At 73.0% G+C, this 18,705-nt stretch carries 2 protein-coding genes; one reads left to right on the top strand and one right to left on the bottom strand.

Going from position 1 to position 18,705, the window contains the following annotated elements; all coding sequences use genetic code 11:
- Positions 1-83 precede the first annotated feature (83 nt).
- Positions 84-1,445, bottom strand: a complete 1,362-nt coding sequence (locus ABZX40_RS07225) for a hypothetical protein (protein ID WP_355730900.1) — start codon at positions 1,443-1,445, stop codon at positions 84-86.
- 437 nt (positions 1,446-1,882) lie between these two features.
- On the opposite strand from ABZX40_RS07225, the gene ABZX40_RS07220 reads away from it, so the two are divergent.
- Positions 1,883-18,562: a toxin glutamine deamidase domain-containing protein gene (locus ABZX40_RS07220; RefSeq protein WP_355730898.1), complete on the top strand. Its 16,680-nt coding sequence runs from the start codon at positions 1,883-1,885 to the stop codon at positions 18,560-18,562.
- The last annotated feature ends 143 nt before the right edge of the window (positions 18,563-18,705 follow it).

Genomic DNA, 18,705 nt, shown 5'->3' with positions numbered 1-18,705 from the left:
GTCGCGGCTGAGCGCTGTCGACCGTGTTCACCGCGGAGAACGGTAGTCAGGCGGGCGGCGTCCCCGACCGGCGGGTCCCGTGGTCAGGCACCCTGTCGACGGCCCAGGTCGGCGCGGAGCGCGGCGAGGTCGGCGCCGATGGACGAGAGCAGCGCCGCGATTCCCTCGGACGAGGGCAGCGTGCCGATCCCCTCGGACGAAGGCAGCGTCGCGATCCCCTCGCGGGAACCGGCGCTCTCCCCCTCTCCCCCGCCTTCAGTACCTCCCGCCGACCGATCGTCGAGGAGCGCGGCCAGCAGATGGACCGTGCCGACGGTGGGTGAACCGCTCTCGGCGGCGATCAGCCGGGCCACCGCCACGACCCGGTCGGCGGGTCGGGACAGCGCCCCCGGCTCACCGCCGACGGGTGGCCCGGACGGCTTCCCCGGCTCACCGTCGGCGACCGCCCCGGACGGCACCGGCCGCACCACCTGGGCCAGGGACGCCTGATGCACCCCGTGCCCGCGCAGCAGCCCGGCGGCGGAGTTGACCTCGGCGAGCGGCGCCGGGAACTCGTACCCGGCCACATGCATGGCCCGGTCCAGAGCGAGGATGCCCAGCAGCAGGTCCACCGGTCCGGCGGCGGCGTGCCCGGACCGGATCGCCTGCCGGACGGCCTCCGTGGTGACAGCGGCGACCACCGGGGAACCATTGATCATGGAACCGGCGGTCCAGGACATGAACGCGCGGGTCAGCCGGTTCCCACTGCGGCCGAACACCCCCGCCCGGCGCAACAGGGTGACCCCCTGCGACTCGGGACGTTCGGCATCGGCGGCGCGGGCGTCCAGCGCGTCGAGGGCGGTCGCGGCGACGGCCGGGTCGAGCCGTTCCAATGTCATGGCCTCATGGGCCCGGGTGCCCGGAGCCAGCAGGGCGCGCGCCACATGCCGGGGGCGTACGGAGAGGCTGCCCTCGGCACGGGCGGCGCCCAGCGCGGTCAGCAGGCAGTCGCGCAGCGCGCCGCTCATGCGCGGCAGTTCACGGCCGGGCTCCGGATCCGTGCCGCGCGCGGCGAGGGTGTGACGCCAACGGGCCTCACGCCAGGCGGCGTCGGTCTCCCACTCGTCCTCGGAGCGGCGCACAACTGTGTCACTCCCGCTCCCGCTGTCGCTGTCGCTGTCGTCGGCGGAGACCCACCCCCGCCCGGCCTGGGCCCGGATCCGGCCACCGAGCGCACCCGACTCCCGGATGCCAGGGACGACGGCGTCACTGACATCGGTGCCCCCCAGGGCCACCTGCTCCAGCAGGGTGTCGGTACCCACAACGTCCGACTCACCCCGGACAGCCCGGCGCAGCGCCGCCACCAGCAATGTCATGACATCCGGCGCCAACTCCGTCGCCGCCCCGGACACGGGCGTGGAACGGTCGGTGGTGTTCCTCATGTGCTTGTCCCCCTCGGTCGCCATGCGTCTGTCCCCCTCGATCGCCTGCTCAGGTCGCCGCCCCCATCACGGCGGTGTTCGTACGCCGCGGCGCGGTAGGGCGGTGTGCGGACCGCGCGGCGGTGGGTGGCGCGTTCCGTGGGCACCACGCTAGGGACAGCCCGGAGACGGAGGCGTCTGCCGACCGTCCGAGCCCGCGGTCCGATCGGCCATCCCGCTGAGCCGATCGGACCGGACCCCGACCATCCCCGGGCGGGGGCGTCATCGCGGCTGATGGCAGGCCGAGCCCGCTACCTGCTCCGTGGACGACAGGGTGCGGACGGCGCAACTGGCGCGATCAAGCCACGTGGTGGCGGGGGCGTGGGTGGTGGGCTTCCTCTTCGTGCGGGGTTGTGTGTTCGTTCGTATCGTGCTGCACGGCCGGGATGACCTTGGTGCCGGGCTGGAACTAGCTTGGGGTCATGGACTCGGATGCGCTGAACGGTCTGTTCCTGGTGCTGACGGGTTCGCAGATGCCGGATGCCGATCCGGCGTTGATGCGTGCCCTTCTGTCGGCTCCGCACCGGGAGCTGGAGAAGCAGCTCGGTGAGGTGCAGGCGCTGGTGGTGGAGGTGGCCCGGTCGGTGTCGGGCACCTCGAACGGGGAGTTCTCGGACGCGTACTACGAGGCGATGCTGACGCTGGCGTCGCCGGAGGGCCTGTCGCTGCTGGAAGGGCTGCGGGAGGCGGCGCGGGAGCTGGCGGACTATGTGGACGAGGCCGCGTACCAGGTCGAGTACACGAACTTGATGATCCTGCTTCAGCTGGGGATGTTCGCGGTGGAGTTCGCGTTCACGTTCGTGATGGCGATCTTCAATCCGCTGGCCGCGCTGCAACGGCAGGCGTTTCTGCGGGCGTTCTACGGGATGGTGCTGAAGAGTCTGCTGGCGCGGGTGCTGGCGGCGGTCGGGATGCAGCAGGTGATCCAGATCGGGCTCGCGGTGGCGATGGACCGCCTCGCGCAGTGGATGCTGGCGCGGGAGGGGAAGGTGTCGGCGAACGGGAGGACGTATCTGACGCAGGCGGTCGGGTTCGGGGCGGTGGCCGGATTCGTGTCGGTGCCGGTGCAGTTCGCCGCGTCATGGCTGGCGCAGAGTCTGACGAAGGCGATGGAGAGGGGTGCGCGGGACCGGCTGTTCGGGAGCCTCAGGAACGCGCTGGAGGGCCGTCCGGGTCCGGGTGCGGTGAAGGATGCCGCGGAGGACGCGGGCGAGGAGATCGGGGGCGCAGGCGGGGCGGTGGTGCGGCCGGTGGCCGGGCCCCGGCCGGGGGACGGTGTGGACGGGTTCGTGGGGGGCGGTCTGCCCGCTGGGGGAGGTGCGGGTCCGGATCTGGTGTTCGCGGGGCTCTTCGCGGACCGGGTGTCGGAGACGGCGAACCGGCTGGCCCGCGGTGCGGACCCGGCGGACCTGGGGTCGTCGTTCACGGCGGACATGGGTGAGCTGTTCGCACGCGGCTTCGGGGACGGGATGGGCGGCGACGCGCCGGCGCGTGCGCTGGGCCGGGAGTGGGCGGGCGCGTTCCTGGCGCATGCGGCCCGCCCGGATCTGGGCGGGGCGCTGCGGGGGGTGCTGGAGCGGGGGCTGCCCGCTTCGTTCGGGGACGGTGTGGTGCGGTCCATGTCCGACACGGTGGGGCAGCTCTTCGGCCCCCGCGGCTTCGGCGGGAAGTTCCTGGACTTCGTGGCGCACGGGATCGGCGACGGTGTCATCGGTACGGTCTCGGAGCTGATCTACAACGGGATCGCGTTCAAGCAGCTCAGCGTCAGCGGGGGCGGCTTCCTGACCTCGATGACCAGTGAACGCGCCGTGGAACTGTCCAACGGGATCGCGAGCTGGGTGGCCGCCAAGTTCCGGCCACTGCCGATTCCGGACCTGGGCCTGGGCATGGGCCTGGGCCTGGAGCGGGTGGGTCTGCTCTCGGCGGTGAGCACCGACGACGGCACCGTGCCCGCGCCGGGCCGCACCACCACGGGGAGCGATACGGGTCCGGGGAGCCACGCCCGTCCGGGTGGCTATGCGGGTTCGGGGGGCTATGTGAACTCGGGGAGCGGGAACGTCGGCGCCATCGACATCAGCACCCTCACCACGGGCGTCGTCCATGGCAGCACGCACCTCAGCACCGAGCCGCTCGGCGGTACGGGTCCCGGACCCGGCCCCGGTCCCGGTATGCCGGTCATGAGCCCCATGCCGGGCGGTGCCCCGCTGACCGGCATCACGATGCCGGAACCGGTCCCGGCACACGGCAGCAGCGGGACCGACGACGACCCGGCCCGTGCTGCCGACGACGTGCTGGACGAGTGGCTGAGCGACGGAGATCAGGTCAGCACACCCGTCCTGACTCCCAACGGACCGCTGATCGATATTCCCTCACCGTCCACCGCGCCCCGGATCGACGGCGCAAGCGGTGGCGCCACGGTGGAGGAACTGCTCACCGGCGGTCCGCCACTGGACACCGGCGCCCCCGTCCTCACCCCCGACCAACGCGGTGTGCCGGTCACACCGCCCCCGCCGGTGGTGCTCGTGCCTCCTGCGGGGGGCGGCGATGCCGTGGCCCCGCCGCGCCCCGGTGCGGATGCGTCCAGGGCTGGTGCGGATACGCCGAGGGCCGACGCCATGAGGCCGTCCGAGCCGAAGCCGTCGGAGCCCAAGCCGTCCGAACCCAGGCCGTCCGAGCCGAGGCCCGGCGAGACCCGCTCCCCGGCCGACCGGCCACGCCGCGAAGAGGACCCCGCCCGCATCGACGACGATCGGTCGCCCGGAGGGACCCTCGGGCCGGTGAGCGACCCGGAGCGCCCCCGGACCGGCACCCTCTCCCTCAGCCCTCTCTCCGATGTGCTGTCACCTCCCACCCGCCTGGATTCGGAGTCGACTTCGGACTCGGCGTCAGACTCGGCCTCGATTCCGACGAACTCGGCGTCAGACTCAGACTCCGCTTCGGACTCCGACTCCGCTTCGGACTCAGACTCGGACATCGACAGCATCTTCTCCCGGGAGTCCGACTCCTCCTCCTCAGACACCAGCATCAGCACCGACCCGACCGATGTCACCCCCGGCTCCATTCCCGGCGGCGGCCCCGTCCGCGACGAGAACCGTCTGCGGATCGCGGTCGAGAACGCCTCCGAGTCCGCCCGGCGGGAACACAGCACCGCACCGGCCGCCCCGCCACGCGCCGTCGATCCCGTTACCCTGCTGGACCAGCTCATCCGGCACCTGCACCCCGCGACGAACCCCGGAGTTCTCCAGCCCAGCGGTCGCACCGAAGAGGGCACCGACCCGGGCACCGGTGAGACCGGACGGCCCCTCGTCCCCGGACCCGCCTGGTCCACCGTCCGCTCGCTGGACACCGTGGAGACCGCGCTCGGGCCCGCCGAACCCGGCACCACCGCCCTGATCCTCACCCGCGGTGCCGACGGCACCGACCGGTCCCTCGCCGCGCACCGGACCCTCACCGGTGTCCGCTGGGTCGAGATGCGGGCGGACGGCGGACCGGACATCACCACGCGGCGCCCCGATGGCCTGTTCGGGGATACGCGGGCCGTCCTCGTCGGTCCCGATGGCACCGCCAGGCCCGACGCCCTCTCGACCACGACGCCAAAGCGGTCCACGGAGTCCACGGAATCCACAGCACCCCCATCACCCCCAGCACCCACGACACCCACCACACCCAAGGGAAACCTGCCCGTCGTGGACACCGACAGGTTCGCCGCCTGGCACGGCGAGTTCGACCGGGCGTGGGAGGCGCTGGCGGCGGTCGAAACCGTGGTACCCGGTGTCCGCGCCGCGCTGCTGACACGGGCGCAGGACGTGATGGCGAGGGACCATGTGCTGCCCACCACGGGACGGGAGTCCGGCCGACCTGGCCAGTACCGGCGGCTGTTCGAGAACGTCAGGGCCATGGTCGCGCACGCCCTGCTCCGGGGCAGCGACCTCCGCCACTCCGCTGACGAGCCGAGCCGCCGGGCGCTGGCGGACGCCGCACGGGTGTCCCGGGAGCTGCGCGATGTCTTCGGTACGGCCGGTCCGGGCGACCGGCTCCCGGCCGGGGCCAAGAAGCGGAAGAAGAAGCCGGAGCCCGCCCCGGAGCCGAGCACGCAGCCGAGCAACACACAGCAGGGCACAACGTCGGCCACACAGCCGGGCACGCAGTCGACAGGCCAGTCGACAGCCCAGCAGACAGTACAGTCGGCGGCCCAGCCGACCACGCGGTCGACCACACAGTCCGGTTCCTCGGCCGCCGCCGTACCGCCCCCGCCCGGCGGGTCCACGCGGACCGCCGCTCCGTCCGACGCCGTACCGGACCCACGGGCGGGGACGGAGAGCCGCTTCGAGCGGCTGCCGATCCCCGCCCGGGTCACGGCGGCGCTGAGGGACGCGCTGAAGGGGCTGCCGGAGCGTGAGCGCCAGACGGTCCAGCGGACCGTGACCGGCCTCCTCCAGCGCCAGTCCTTCCCCCGCGATCTGGCCATGACCCAACTGGTGGCGACCGTGCGCGGGTTCCCTCGGGAGGGGGAGAACAGCGGGCTGCGGGAGATGCTGAAGCGGACCCCGGACGTGGTGTACGCCATGGCCCGGCCGGGCAGCGGGCTCGCCACGACCCTCAGGGCCGTACCGGCTCTCGTACCCGTCCTGTCCGAGTCGCCGGACCTGCTGGACGCGCTGGCGGCCCAGCAGGAGCCGTGGCACAGCGCGTTCGGGCCGGTGCTGGCGCCGCTCCTCGTCCGGGAGGGGACGGCCGCCGCGCTGGAGGCCGTACCCGAGTGGCTGCGGCAGGTGGTCGACTTTCCCGACGTGTTCGTGAACCTCGACGGCGACATACGGCTGCTGGAGCACGCCGTGGACATCGGTAACGCCGTCTTCGACCTGCTCGACAGCAGGCCCGTGTTCGGGGCGGCGCTGCGGATGCTGGACGATCCCGTGGAGACGCTGTGGCTGCTCAACGCGGACGCCGGGCTGTTCTCGGCCCTGAGCACCACCATCCAGTGGCGGGAGTCCGGGAAGGACACCGCCTTCATCGCCCAGGTGCTGGGCGACCATGACCTCCAGAACCGGCTCCGCCCCTTGCCCGAACTCCTGAACCTGGCGTTCTCCTCACCGCGCGCGCTGGCGGCCGTCAAGGCCGATCCCGGTGTGCTGGACACCCTCCGGGACTCCTCCGCGCTGGCGGACGTGCTGGAGGACCTCCCCGCCCTGGCCGCCCGTCTGCTGGAGGACCCGACGCTGCTCCGGGCCGCCGTGGCCAACCCCCACGTCGCCGTCGCGCTGTCGCACCACCCGGAGCGCTACGACGCGATCCGGGGCGCCGGGAAGCTGGCCGAGGCGCTGCGCGGCACCACGGAGCCGTCGCGGACCCGGACCGGCGGGCGGCCCGTGCCCCCGCCCACCGCGGCCGACATCGAGGGGGCCGCGCGGAGCCCGCAGGCCCGGGGGCGGCTGCTGGAGCATCTCAAGTCCTCGCATCCGGCGGTGTGGCCGCTGTTCGACCGGGCGAACGCGAGTGCCGCCAACCGGGCCGCCGGGAAGGCGCTGGCCGAGAACGCCATGGTGCTGACCGCCCTGGTACGGGACCCGGACGGGATACGGCTGCCGCACCAGCTCCGCCGGGTCGTCGAGCGGGCCGAGAGCGACCCGGCCGGGGCGGTCCCGGGCGCCGTCCCGCCGTCGAGCGCGCTGCTCGCCGCTGTCAGCCGCCATCAGGAACTCCGCCATCTGCTGCTCAATCCGGCGTCGCGTGAGGCGCGCGGCGCGCTGACCGCCAAGCTGGCCGGGTCCCCGCAGTGGGCGGACGCCCTCTACCGTTCGCCGGGCGTCGCCATGCTGGCCTACCGCCATACCCATGCCCTGGACGATTGGTCGCCCGAGCGGCTGCTGGCGGACCCCTGGGTGTCCGGCCTCCAGATGCGGACCTCGTACTTCCCCGACCTGATGAACCATGTGCCGGTGATCAGCGCTGCGGCGGGCCGCTCGGACAGTGCCCTGGTACGGCTGGTGGGCCGTCACTCGGTGCTCCAGGTGCACGTGGGCGATGGTGAAGGATGGGAGACGGTGGCCCGGCGGGTCGAGGCGGCTCCGGATGTGCTCGGCGATCTCTCCGCGCACTTCGGCCGGCTGTCCGCGGCGCACTGGCAGCGGCTGCTGACCGACGAACGACTGCTGCCGGTGCTCCAGGAGCGGCGGGAGAGTGCCTTCGTCCGGGCCCTGGCCGCCGACGCCGGACTGCTGAGGGAGGTCGTGGCCCGTCCCGGGTTCCTGGACGTGTGGGACGCGCGGCGCGCGGCGCTGGACGAGCTGGCCGCCCCGGTCGTGGCGGCGCTCGCCTCCCCGGCTCCGCATGGCAAGGACCCCGAGTCGAGGACCGCGATGGCGCTGTCGGGCCTGCGGGACATCATCGTCGAGGCCGGTGAGGAGACCCTGACGCCGGAGGGCTTCCCTCTGGACGCCTCCCGGCTGCCGCTGCTGCAACGGCTGGTCGACGGGCTGGAGCAGGGCCACGGCAGTGACGTGGTCCGCACCGCGGCGAACCCCGGTACGGCGAACTCCGGCCCGGCGGTCCTGGACGCGGCGGTCCTGGACGCGTACGCCGCCGTCCTCGGCGACCCGGACCTGCGGGCGGCGGCGATCGGCAACCGCTATCTCGCCGATGGACTGTTCTTCGACGCGGCCTTCCGGGAACTCGTGCAGACCCGGACCTCACTGCCGCCCCTGCTGCGCCGGCCGGACATCCTGACGCAGATCCGCCGGTCACCCGAGCTGATCCGGACACTCACCTTCCTGGACCCGGTGTTCCACGCGTTCGTCCGCAACACGATCTTCCGCATCCATGTGCAGCAGGCCCACGTGCTCGAAGCGGTGAACAGCAATCCGCAGTACGCCGAGGTCCAGCACCGCCATGGAAAGGTCCACAGGCTGTACGCACCGTCCAACAGCGAGCTCCAGGTCTTCCTTGAGACCAGCCCCGCCGCCGCGGAGGCGGTGGGCGGCGACCGGATTCCCTTCGATCTGCTCGCCGGCGCTCCCGGACTGGTCTCGGCGCTGGTCTGGCAGGACAACGAGGCAGTGACCAAGGTCGTGCTGGCCTCGCCGGAGCGGGCCAAGGCCGCGGCGGCCACCCCCCGGCTGGTGACCGTGCTCGGCGGCATACCCGGGCTCGCCGCACTGCTGGCGCAGCGCCCCGGCCTCGTCCCCTCCGTCGCGTCCTGGAACGGGCTCCTGGACAATCCCCCGCTGGTGAAGGCGCTCACGGTGGCCGAGCCCGCGCTGGTCGAGCGGGTCGTCCAGCCGGATGTGCTGCCCGTGGCCACCGCTGTGCCCGCGCTGGTGAAGGCCATGCACCAGATGAAGGACGGAGCGTGGGCCGGGCTGGCCAGGCGCTCCGTGCTCGATCTGGTCACCGCCGACCCGTCCCTGGGCGATCTCCTGGTGCGCTCGGAGGATGTGCGGGCCCTGTTCGCCGGTCACCGCGCTCTGCCCGGCCTGTTGAAGGAGTCGCCCCGCCTGCTGCGTGAGCTGAAGGCCGAGCCCGAACTGGCCGCGGTGCTCCGGGCCACCCCGCGCCTCGCGGACGACGCCCTGAAGCCCACGCCCGTCTGGCTCCTGATCAGGAGGCATCCCGCCTTCAGGGAGGGAGTGACCTCCAGGATTCGCGGCGCCCTGAGCAACCACGCCCTGGCCACGACGCTCTTCCGCCTCGACCAGGGGCAGGTCACCGCCGACCTGGTACGACAGCTCTACGACGGCCTGCACAGCAACCGCGGGCTGGCCCCGCTGCTGACCGCCCAGCCGGACTTCGCCGCGGCGTTCCTGACCCGGGCGGCGGACTGGCGGGAGCGCGCCGGGCAGGACCCCCGCTTCGCCGAGCAGGTCGGCGACCTCGCGAAGGCCGACCGGACCCGCTTCATGGAACTCGTCCGGGACGATGATTCCCGGCGTCTGCTGACGGCGCTGGACGAGCGGGCCCGGCCCACGGACGAGAGCCGCGTCGTCCTCGCTCCCGGCCCGGCCCCCTCGGCGACGGGCCCGCACAGCGCGACCAAGGGCCCGCACACCGCGGCCCGGACGCTCCAGCACCCGGGCGGCAGCCCTCGTCCCCTGATGCCGGGGCGGGCCGAGACGCCGGAGTCGGTGCTGGACGAGCTGCGGCCCGAGGTCGCCGACCTGCTCAAGGGCGACCAGGGGCCCGCCGTGGCGAAGGCGCTGGAGGCGCATCCCGAACTGCTGCCCCTGTTCACCGCCGCCCCGGCCCGCGCCGACGAGATCGACTCCCACCCCGACCGCCTGACCGACCTCACCTTCCGCGCCTTCCTGACCGGGACCCTGCCCAAGCCCCGCCTCGACGCCCCCGGCCCGGACCCGGCCCACCCCGTCGGCGGCGAACGGCACTTCGCCGCCTATCTGGCCTCCCTGGACATCGCCCCCACCGACGAGCAGCGCGGGCTGCTCCGGGACGCGGTCCGGCCGACCTGGCGGGCGGTCCTGGCAGAACGGCAGGCCACGCTGGCCGGACTCTGGCAGCAGCGGATGGACCGCTTCACCGCCTTCCGGCCACACAAGTCCGGCACCTGGGAACACAGCGGCACGGCGTACTACGGGGGTGGGATGACGGAGGACAGCTTCCGCTCCCCCGACGACCGGAACGTCATCAAAGGCATCGCGGCGGAGGCCCGGGGCGTGCGCGAGCTGCCCGGCGAGCGGATCATCCACCGCAGGCTCCACGCCCATCTCCACGGCGGGGACGGCGGCGTGGCCCTCCTCTTCGCCCTGAACGACGACGGCAGGGTCGACACCCTCGTGTACGCGCGCAGCGACGACCGCAACGACGACAACCGCTACCGGTGGAACACCGGACGGCATTTCGTCCCCGGGCCGCCGTCCGCCGACCTCGTCGCCAACCATCCGGTCATGGCCCGCTCCAAGGAGTTGGTCGCCCTCGCCCGCACGGCCCCGATGAGCTTCCGGCGACCCGCCTCCCTGACCACCGCCCCGCCCCCGGAAACGCCCGCCGAACGGTCCGCACGCGACGCCGCCCGCCGCGTCGCCGACGCCACCAGGCGATGGAACACCGTGGTCCGCACACCGGTGGCCCTCGGCACCGCCGTGGACCGGGCCGTGGACCAGGCCGATGGACGGCTGCCCGGCGGTGACCCGTTCTCCTGGGAGGCGTGTGTGATCCTGCTGGAGTCCCTGACGGCGGTCCTGCATCCGCCGAGGCCGGTCGGCGGACGCACGACAGAGTCCGCGTCCAGCGGCCTGCACGCGCAGGCCACAGTGGACGACACCGCCCTCGGCACGTCCTTCGGCACCGCACGCGGCACGACCCTCGACACCGCACGCGGCACCCGTGCGGACACCGGCTTCCCCCAGCCGGTCCACGGCTCCGGCCGGGCGACCGAGCAGCGACTCGCCCGGGGGCCGGGCTGGGCGACGGTGCGGTCGTGGACGGCACTGGAGAAGGCCCTCGACCTGGCCGGCCCGGGAGCCACCGCGCTGATCCTTGTCCGCCGCTCCCAGGGCGACGGCCACGCCTACGCCGCTCACCGGACGGACGACGGAATCCGCTGGATCGAGATGCAGCAGGCGAAGGGCGCGCGCATCACGGACGCCCGCCCGGTCACCTCCCCGCACACCGTCGGCCCCAGGATCGACGCCGCCGACCGCATGGACACCCCGGCCCTGCACACCCGCGCCGTCGTCATCGCCCCCTACGGCACGGTCACCGACCCCGCCCGCCCGCTCCTCGTCGACGGCACCGAGACCGCCCACCCCCTCGCCCCCGCCACCGACCACACGGTCTCGGCGACCGACGCCCTGACCGACGCGCCCACCTCGGCCGTCTTCCACCGGATCGGCTACGAGGCCGAGTTGCTCTTCCCGATGCTGGGGACCCCGGGGCAGCTCCGGCCCGGGAGGGTGCTGGCCCGGCAGCGGGATCCGGCCACCGGCGCGCTGACCGGGGCCCAACTCGTCGTGGACTCCCATACGTTCTTCCAGGCCGCGAACGGGAACTGGCACGCGTGGGTGACCGAGGCGGGACCCGGGGCGCAGCCGAGAGGGGCGCTCATCCCGGAACTGGTGGGACCGCCGCTCCAGGCCCTGCGCGGGGAACGGGGGCCGGCGCGGGATGTGGGGTTCGCCCTGCACAGAAACGTCCGGGCGTTGCTGGAGCGGACCGCCGACCCCCACCAGCACGACAAGACGCTCGGAGCCCTGCTGGGACGGGACCCCTCCTGGGAAGTGGTGCCCGAAGTGGCGTCCGTGCAGGTCCTTCCCTCCGCCGCGGGCCCTGGCCACGCCGCCTACACCCAGTTCACCGTCGGCGTGCCCGTCGCCGGGCTGACCCCGCTGCTCGAACTGGCGCGCGGACGTGTGCTCATCCCGCCCCTGCTCCCGCTGTTCGACGCCGGACGCCGCTTCGCCGACCTGGTGGTGGAGCACTACGCCGACTCGCTCCTCGGACGGCGGCGGCCGTCCCAGTGGACCCGGGAGGCACGGCACCGCCCCTTCCTCGCCTACCTCCCCGGCCTCGCCGAACTGCACGGCTACACCTGGACCGGATTCCACCACGCGGCGGCGGCCCCGTATCTGGTCATGGTCTCGCCGAACGTGATCATGAAGAACATGTTGCCCGTCGCGTCCCGGGTGGCCTTCGCCGATCTGCACAAGGCACTGAGCCGACCGGCCAGGGACTTTCTGCGGAAGAACAAGGACACCCTCACGGCCCTCTTCCGCGACACCCTGACCGACGTTCTGCGCAGGACCGTTCCGAACGTACCGGCCCCGTATCTGGCCGAGATCATGGAGGCGCGGTACGGCCCCGAGGACGGGAGCGCCAGTACTCAGCAGCGCCTGGACACCGTGATCCTGGGCGCCAAGGCGCCCGGCGGCCCGGTCGGTACGTGGGCCATGGCGTCGATGGCCGAGCTGGGCATGGACACCCAGAGCCTGGGTTCCCGCCAGCCCCTGGCGCTGTTCGAGCTACGGCACTTCACCGCCCGCCCCCAGCTGCGCGGCCCCGGCGACCAGGGCAGGTCCATGACGCCCGCCGCGCTGGAGGCGTCCTTCGACGAGATCGCCGGCATCGCCCAGCACGCCTACGACCAGACCGCGCGCTTCGCCAGTCTCAGCGGCGACTCCGCGCTCCCCGTGCTGTGGGAGCAGTACCTCCACCAGTCCCTGGTGGAGCGGATGGCCGCCGTCCTGACCTCCACCGACGGCCTGACGCAGGCGGGGCCCGGTGGCCGGCCGCAACCGATCCTGCCGGTCGAGGTCGGCACCGCGCTCGCCGCCGCGACCGTGCTGCACACCTCGGGTCTCCACCTTCCCTCGTACGCCGCCCGGCAGCTCGCCGCGCTCCAGCAGAATCTGGAGCACATGTACGCCCAGATGGGGCCCGGCTCCGGTGTCACCGCGGAGTTCCGCAACCGCTACCAGGGCGCCATCGCCGCCGCGCGAAGCGCCAAGGAGTCGGTGGAGGCCGTGGAGGCCGCCGAGCGCGAGCAGCAGAACGCCGATGCGGGGCCGTCCCGTGAGACCCGCAGCAGACGGGCACGGTACAGCCCCTACTCCAGCCGGACCACCACCCGCATGGTGAACACCGACAACGCCATGGACATCGGCCTGCGGGCCATCTTCGGACACGACAAGGGGGGCGGGTCCACCCTCCCGGACCCCTCACCACCGCTCCCCCTTCCCGCGCAACTCGGCCGTCTGCACGGCCGGTTGAGCCACTACGAGTACACCGCGATCACCGGCACCGGCATCGACCTGACCGCACCGGCCCACTGGGCGGGCGAACCGCAAGCGGAGCCTTGGGCCGGGTTCACCGACTACACCTCCGTACTGGCCCTGCTCACCCGGCCCGACGACCTCGCCGCCGACACCACCCTGGCCACCTGGTACCGGCAGATGACCGCGCTCCCCGAGGTACGTGCCGCGATGCACCGCCACCACGGGGCGGTCCTCGCCACCACCGCGCTCGTGACCTCGCCGGCCATGCGCACCTTCCTGCACGGCTTCACCCGCAACCTCCTCGCCCTCGCCCTGCTCCTCGGCACCCCGCCCAAACCGCAGGGCACCTGGAGGGAGCCGGCCGGTCTCGGACGCGAGCGCCCGGATCTCAACCCCACGACCCTGCCGGCCCTTCTCACCCAGCCGCCGGTCACGCTCCGGGAGGCCGTACGGGACACGCCCGCCCACGACCGGTGGACGCCGTCACCGATGGCGGGGACGCAGAGCGGTCCGGACCGCACCACGGCCGGTCCGGACCACCGGCCGGACGTGACCAGCGCCGCCGACCGTCTCTTCGCCGTGCTCGTGCCCGCCCCCGCCAGGGTCCCGGGCGACACGGACGACACCGGCTCCGATCGGCACACCCCGACCACGCTCCAGAACCTCACGGTGTCCGCCGGTCACGAGAACAGGGCCGGTACCACGCACGCCCCCGATGCGACCGGCAGCCCTTCCCCGACCTCCGAGGGCTCGTCGTCCGAGGACTCGTCCGCCACCCGGAGCAGCGCCCCGCCGGACGAGGTCCGGCTGCGCCAGGCCGTGACCGCCGCCGCCGACACCGCCCGCGGCGAGCACGACAGCGACAGCACCCGCAGCGCGGCCGGACCCCGCACGCCGCTCAGTGCCATCAACTGCGTCATCCTGGTCGGGCACCTGATCCCGCACCTCTACCCCCGCCGCAGCCTCACCCCGTCCGGGGACCCCGGCCGCACGCCGGGCGACACCAGGGCACCTGTCACCCGCCCCGCACGCGCGCTGGACGACCTCTACAGCAACCGGGACACCACGAGCCGTTCGGAGGGCCCGGACCAAGCCGGCCGCACCCGCGCCGAACAACGCCTGGCACCCGGTCCGGGCTGGACGACCGTCACCTCACCCGACATCGTCCACCACGCCCTGAACGCGGCGGAACCCGGCTCCACCGCCCTGATCCTCGCCCAGCGCGACACCAGGACCGGCCACGCCTTCGCCGCCCACCGCACAGCGGACGGCGTGCTCTGGGTGGAGATGCAGCAGGAGACCGCCGACGGCGCCCCCCGGATCAGCGGCCACCAGCCCGCGATGTGGCCCGGCCGGACCCGCGCCGTCATCCTCGGCCCCGACGGAAGAAACGTCCCCGACGCCTTCCTCCCCCACAGCCGCCTCACCGACCACGGACCCCGCGACCTCGAAGCCGTCCTCGACCCACCCCGCGACACCACCTACGGAGCCGTCGGCGACACCGGCCGGGACGACTCCGCCGACCCGGACGCCCTCCCCGAGGGGACGACCCCGCCGACCGGCTCCGACCAGCCGTCCGACCGGCCCGCCTCACCCCTGAACCACCGCCGGCGCCCGCAGTCACCCCTCACCCACCCGCCCGGCGTCCGTCACCACCCCTACCTCCCGCCCGGCGAGCGCCCCTCCGCGCTCGCGCGCCGACCCGCCACCCCCGCCGCGGACACCCCCGCGGAACAACCCACCACATCCGCGGCCCCCCTGCCCCTGCCCCTGCCCCCGTTCACGCGGCGCGCCCGGCTGCGCGACCCCCTCAGCAGGCAGGCCCTCGCCCGCATCCTCAACGTCGACCGGGGCACCGTCTCCAACTGGGAGAAGGGTTCCACCCCGAACGAGGCCGTCCAGGACAAGTACAAGGCGGTGCTCGCCCTGGCCACCCGGCACCGCCTGAACGCCACTCCCCGCCCCACCCCCGGCACCCAGGCGGACACCGACGGCTCCCAGGACACCGCGTTCCTGCACGCCGCACTCGCCGACTCCACGGTGAGCGCGAAGATGCGCGAACTCGAAGGAAAGGTCACCGGCGGACTGAAGGCGCCGAAGTCCGCCGACAAACGGCAGGAGCACCCACCCACCCTCATCGCCCTGCGCACACGCAATGCCGAACTCCACACCGAGCTGTCCCAGCGAGCCGTCGACCCGCCGCCGGTGCCCGACAGCGCCCAGCAGCGCGTCCGGCTGCGCCTCCCCCACTCCCAGCAGGACCTCGTCTTCATCCTCGGTGTCACCCAGGCCAGCGTCTCCAATTGGGAGAGAAAGGTACGCACCCCCACCGGCGCCTATCGGGTGGAGTATCTGGCGGTACTCGCCCTGACCACCGAACACCGACTGGGCACCACCGCCCGCCCGCGCCCCGGCACCGAGGCGGCGACCGCGTACGACGAGGATGCCGCGTTCGTGCGTGCGGCGCTCGCCAACGCCGATGTCAGGGCGCACATGGACGAACTCCGCCCCCTGATGGCCCAGCACCTGGCCACCCCGAACGCCGGAACCCGAGGCGGCCAGGACCCCGGCCACGCCGCCGTACGCCCCTACCTGGACGCACTCCGCGGCCGGGACATCGCGGCGCTGTCCACCCCGCTGCCCTTGCCCCCCACCCCGGAGCAACGTACCCGGCTGCGCCACCCCCTCGCCCAGCACACCATCGGGGAGCTCCTCGGCTTCGGCCAGGCCACCGTCTCCCACTGGGAGGGTCTCGCGAACTTCAATGACGCGGCTGCCGCGGTGGGGTATCTGGCGCTGCTGGCCCTGGCCACCGAACACCGCTTGTACATCCCCGCCCACACCGACCGCGACGCCGATGAACAGCGCAGGGACGCGGAGGACGCCGCGTTCCTGCGCGAGGCGAGCGACCACCCCGACATAGGCCCGGTCATGGACGCGTTCCGGCCGGTGGTCGAGCCTCACCTGCCCAGACGGCTCACCATCCCCTCGCCCGCGGAACGCGCCCGCCTGCGTCACCCCTTCACCCAGGAGGCCCTCGCCACCATCATCGGCGTCAGTTCGTACACCGTCTCCGACTGGGAGACCCGCACGTACCGTCCGGTCTGGGCGAATGCGGTGAGGTATCTGGCGGGGCTGGCCCTGGCCACCCGGCACCGTTCGAACACCCTTCCCGACCCCGACCCCGGCACGGACGCGGCGGACAGGGCGGCGCGGGACTCCGTGTTCCTGCGCGAGGTGCTCAACAACCCCGACATCAGCGGGGCCATGGACACCTTCGCCGAACGGTTCTTCGCACAGCTGGACCTCCTCGCGCAGCGGAACCGGGGTACCGCCAAGGCTCGACGACCCGACGACGCGCGGGCGCGGGGCCAGAGCAAGAGGCAGTACAACCCCTACGCCAGGCCCGCCGCCACGACCGGCGATCCCGCCGGAACCCCGGGCGGCGCGGTGAACCGGTCGCTCTCACCGGAGCGGAGCGCGATGACGGGAGCGGATGAGGATCTGCGGGAGGTGGCCGACCCGATGGACCTGGACACCGACGAGCCGAGGACCACACCCGATCACCAGACCCGCCTGGAGACCGCGGCCGGGCAGTTGGGTCTGGCGGTACAGGACGTCGCACGGGACGGGAACTGCTTCATGCACGCACTGGTGCTGGCCGGCGACCTGCGGGACGACAGGGGCACCATGCTGACGGCGAACCAGGTCAGGCGCATCGTGGCCGACGCGCTCTTCGACGACCTCGAATCGGGGGAGCCACCACGCCTGTGGAACGGACGCCTGGACGAGGCCGCGTGGACGATGTGGGCGGAAGATCAGGTACTGCGGACGGGACTCACCGCCGCCGACCCGGAGTTGTTCGACGACGCGGTCAACACCGCCCGGCAGGGCTACGACATCCATCGGCGGTGGGACATCGCCGTGACCATCGCGCAATCGGGGCAGTACAACAACGTGAGCGGGGATGTCACCCCGCACGCGGCGGCGAGGGTCTTCCGCCGGAACTTGCGCGTGTGGTCCTGGGACGGCCGGAGCCTCAGCCTCTACGCCCTCCTCGGCGCGGGCGCCGACGACGCGCGCCCGGACGAGCACCCGGCCGAGCACCCGGCCCCCGAGGTCCACCTGATCCGTGACCTCACCCGGCGCGACGGCGGTGAGCACTGGCAGGCCGCCTTCCTCACCGGGCAGCCACCGGCACACCCCTCGGCCCTCCCGGAGCACCCCGCGCAGTCACCCCCGCAGCAACAACCCCGCCCGGACCCGGCGACCCAGCCCGTGTACGCCGAACCGGTACGCCTCGACCAGAGCCGCACGATGCACTACCGCACGGATGTGGACCGGGACGCGCCCCTCGCCGATGACTCCGTCCTGGAGTTCGGCGTGCTCCGGCACAAGATGACCCGCGACCCCGCCATGGACCATGTCTTCCCCTGGCGTGACCCCAGGGACCCCTGGCGCAGGGTGCACCCCCGCTACGCCACCGCCGACGGCCGGGTCCACCCGTCCGTGAGCGCGAGCTCCGCCACGTTCGCCGCGGGCGCCCTGGAACATCTGCGCGCGATGAACCTCAGCGCCACGGACCCCCGCCTGAGCCTTTCGCGCAACAGGCTGGAAACGGTCGCCAGACAACTACGGCAGGACGTCCTGGGCGAGGTCCAGCGCCTCATCCGGGAGGACGAGAGCCCCGCCCGGGTGACGCCCCACCGACTGTCCGCCGACCATCTCAGGCCCCACGAGATGATGCTGACCGGACAGTACGGCCTCTTCCTCGCCGACCCCCGCGACCCGTCCCGCACCGCCGACCAGTCGGCCGACCTCACCTCCGTACCCACACAGGAACTGCCCCTGCTCTCCAACGGAAGGATCCTCGGCCTCTACCTGGGCGCGCTGCTGGAGAGCGACGAGGAGGCCGAGGCGTGGGCGACGACCTACTACAGCGACTACCCCTACTACACCATGGTGTTCAGGGACCCTCAGGACCCGGAGAAGATCATCGCCTGGATGGGAGCCGAGGGCGCCGCCAACGCGGTGGGTTTCGCCAACACCGCCATCAAGCCCCCGCCGCCAGCCCCCCACGGCACCTCCGCCCCCGCGACCCCGGCCGCACCACCCGAGATCGACGAATCCGCCATCAACGCGCAGTTCATCGAGTTCGAGATCGAGATGACCGACAACACCGGCGAGACCGTACGGCAGCCCATCATGGCCGCCGTCGCACTCGACAACGCCCGGCCCAACCCCCGCAACCCGCACGGCATGATCGTGATCGACTACGCCGAGAACTACCCCCTGGAACACCTCCGGCCGAACGCGGACCCCACCAAGACCGAACCCGAGGACGAGCCCATGATCCCGCCCTCACCCACCTCACCATGACAAGCACGTCGACATGGCATCGCCGACACCGACACAAGCCCGCATCAGCCACTACAACCAACGCTGACCAGTCCCGGGAACCGCCCAACCCCCAGAACGGCACCGTGGCAGCATCAACCCCCAATCTCAAAACAGAAACGGCG

Source organism: Streptomyces sp. NPDC004610 (assembly GCF_040609715.1).
In the GTDB taxonomy this organism is placed as follows: Bacteria; Actinomycetota; Actinomycetes; order Streptomycetales; family Streptomycetaceae; genus Streptomyces.
The sequence above is the reverse complement of the archived record's forward strand: the minus strand, read 5'-3'. Positions and strand labels throughout refer to the sequence as shown.

Coding starts and splice junctions, on each gene's coding strand:
- ABZX40_RS07225 (WP_355730900.1), bottom strand. CDS start 1,445: ATGGCGACCGAGGGGGACAAGCACATGAGGAACACCACCGACCGTTCC.
- ABZX40_RS07220 (WP_355730898.1), top strand. CDS start 1,883: ATGGACTCGGATGCGCTGAACGGTCTGTTCCTGGTGCTGACGGGTTCG.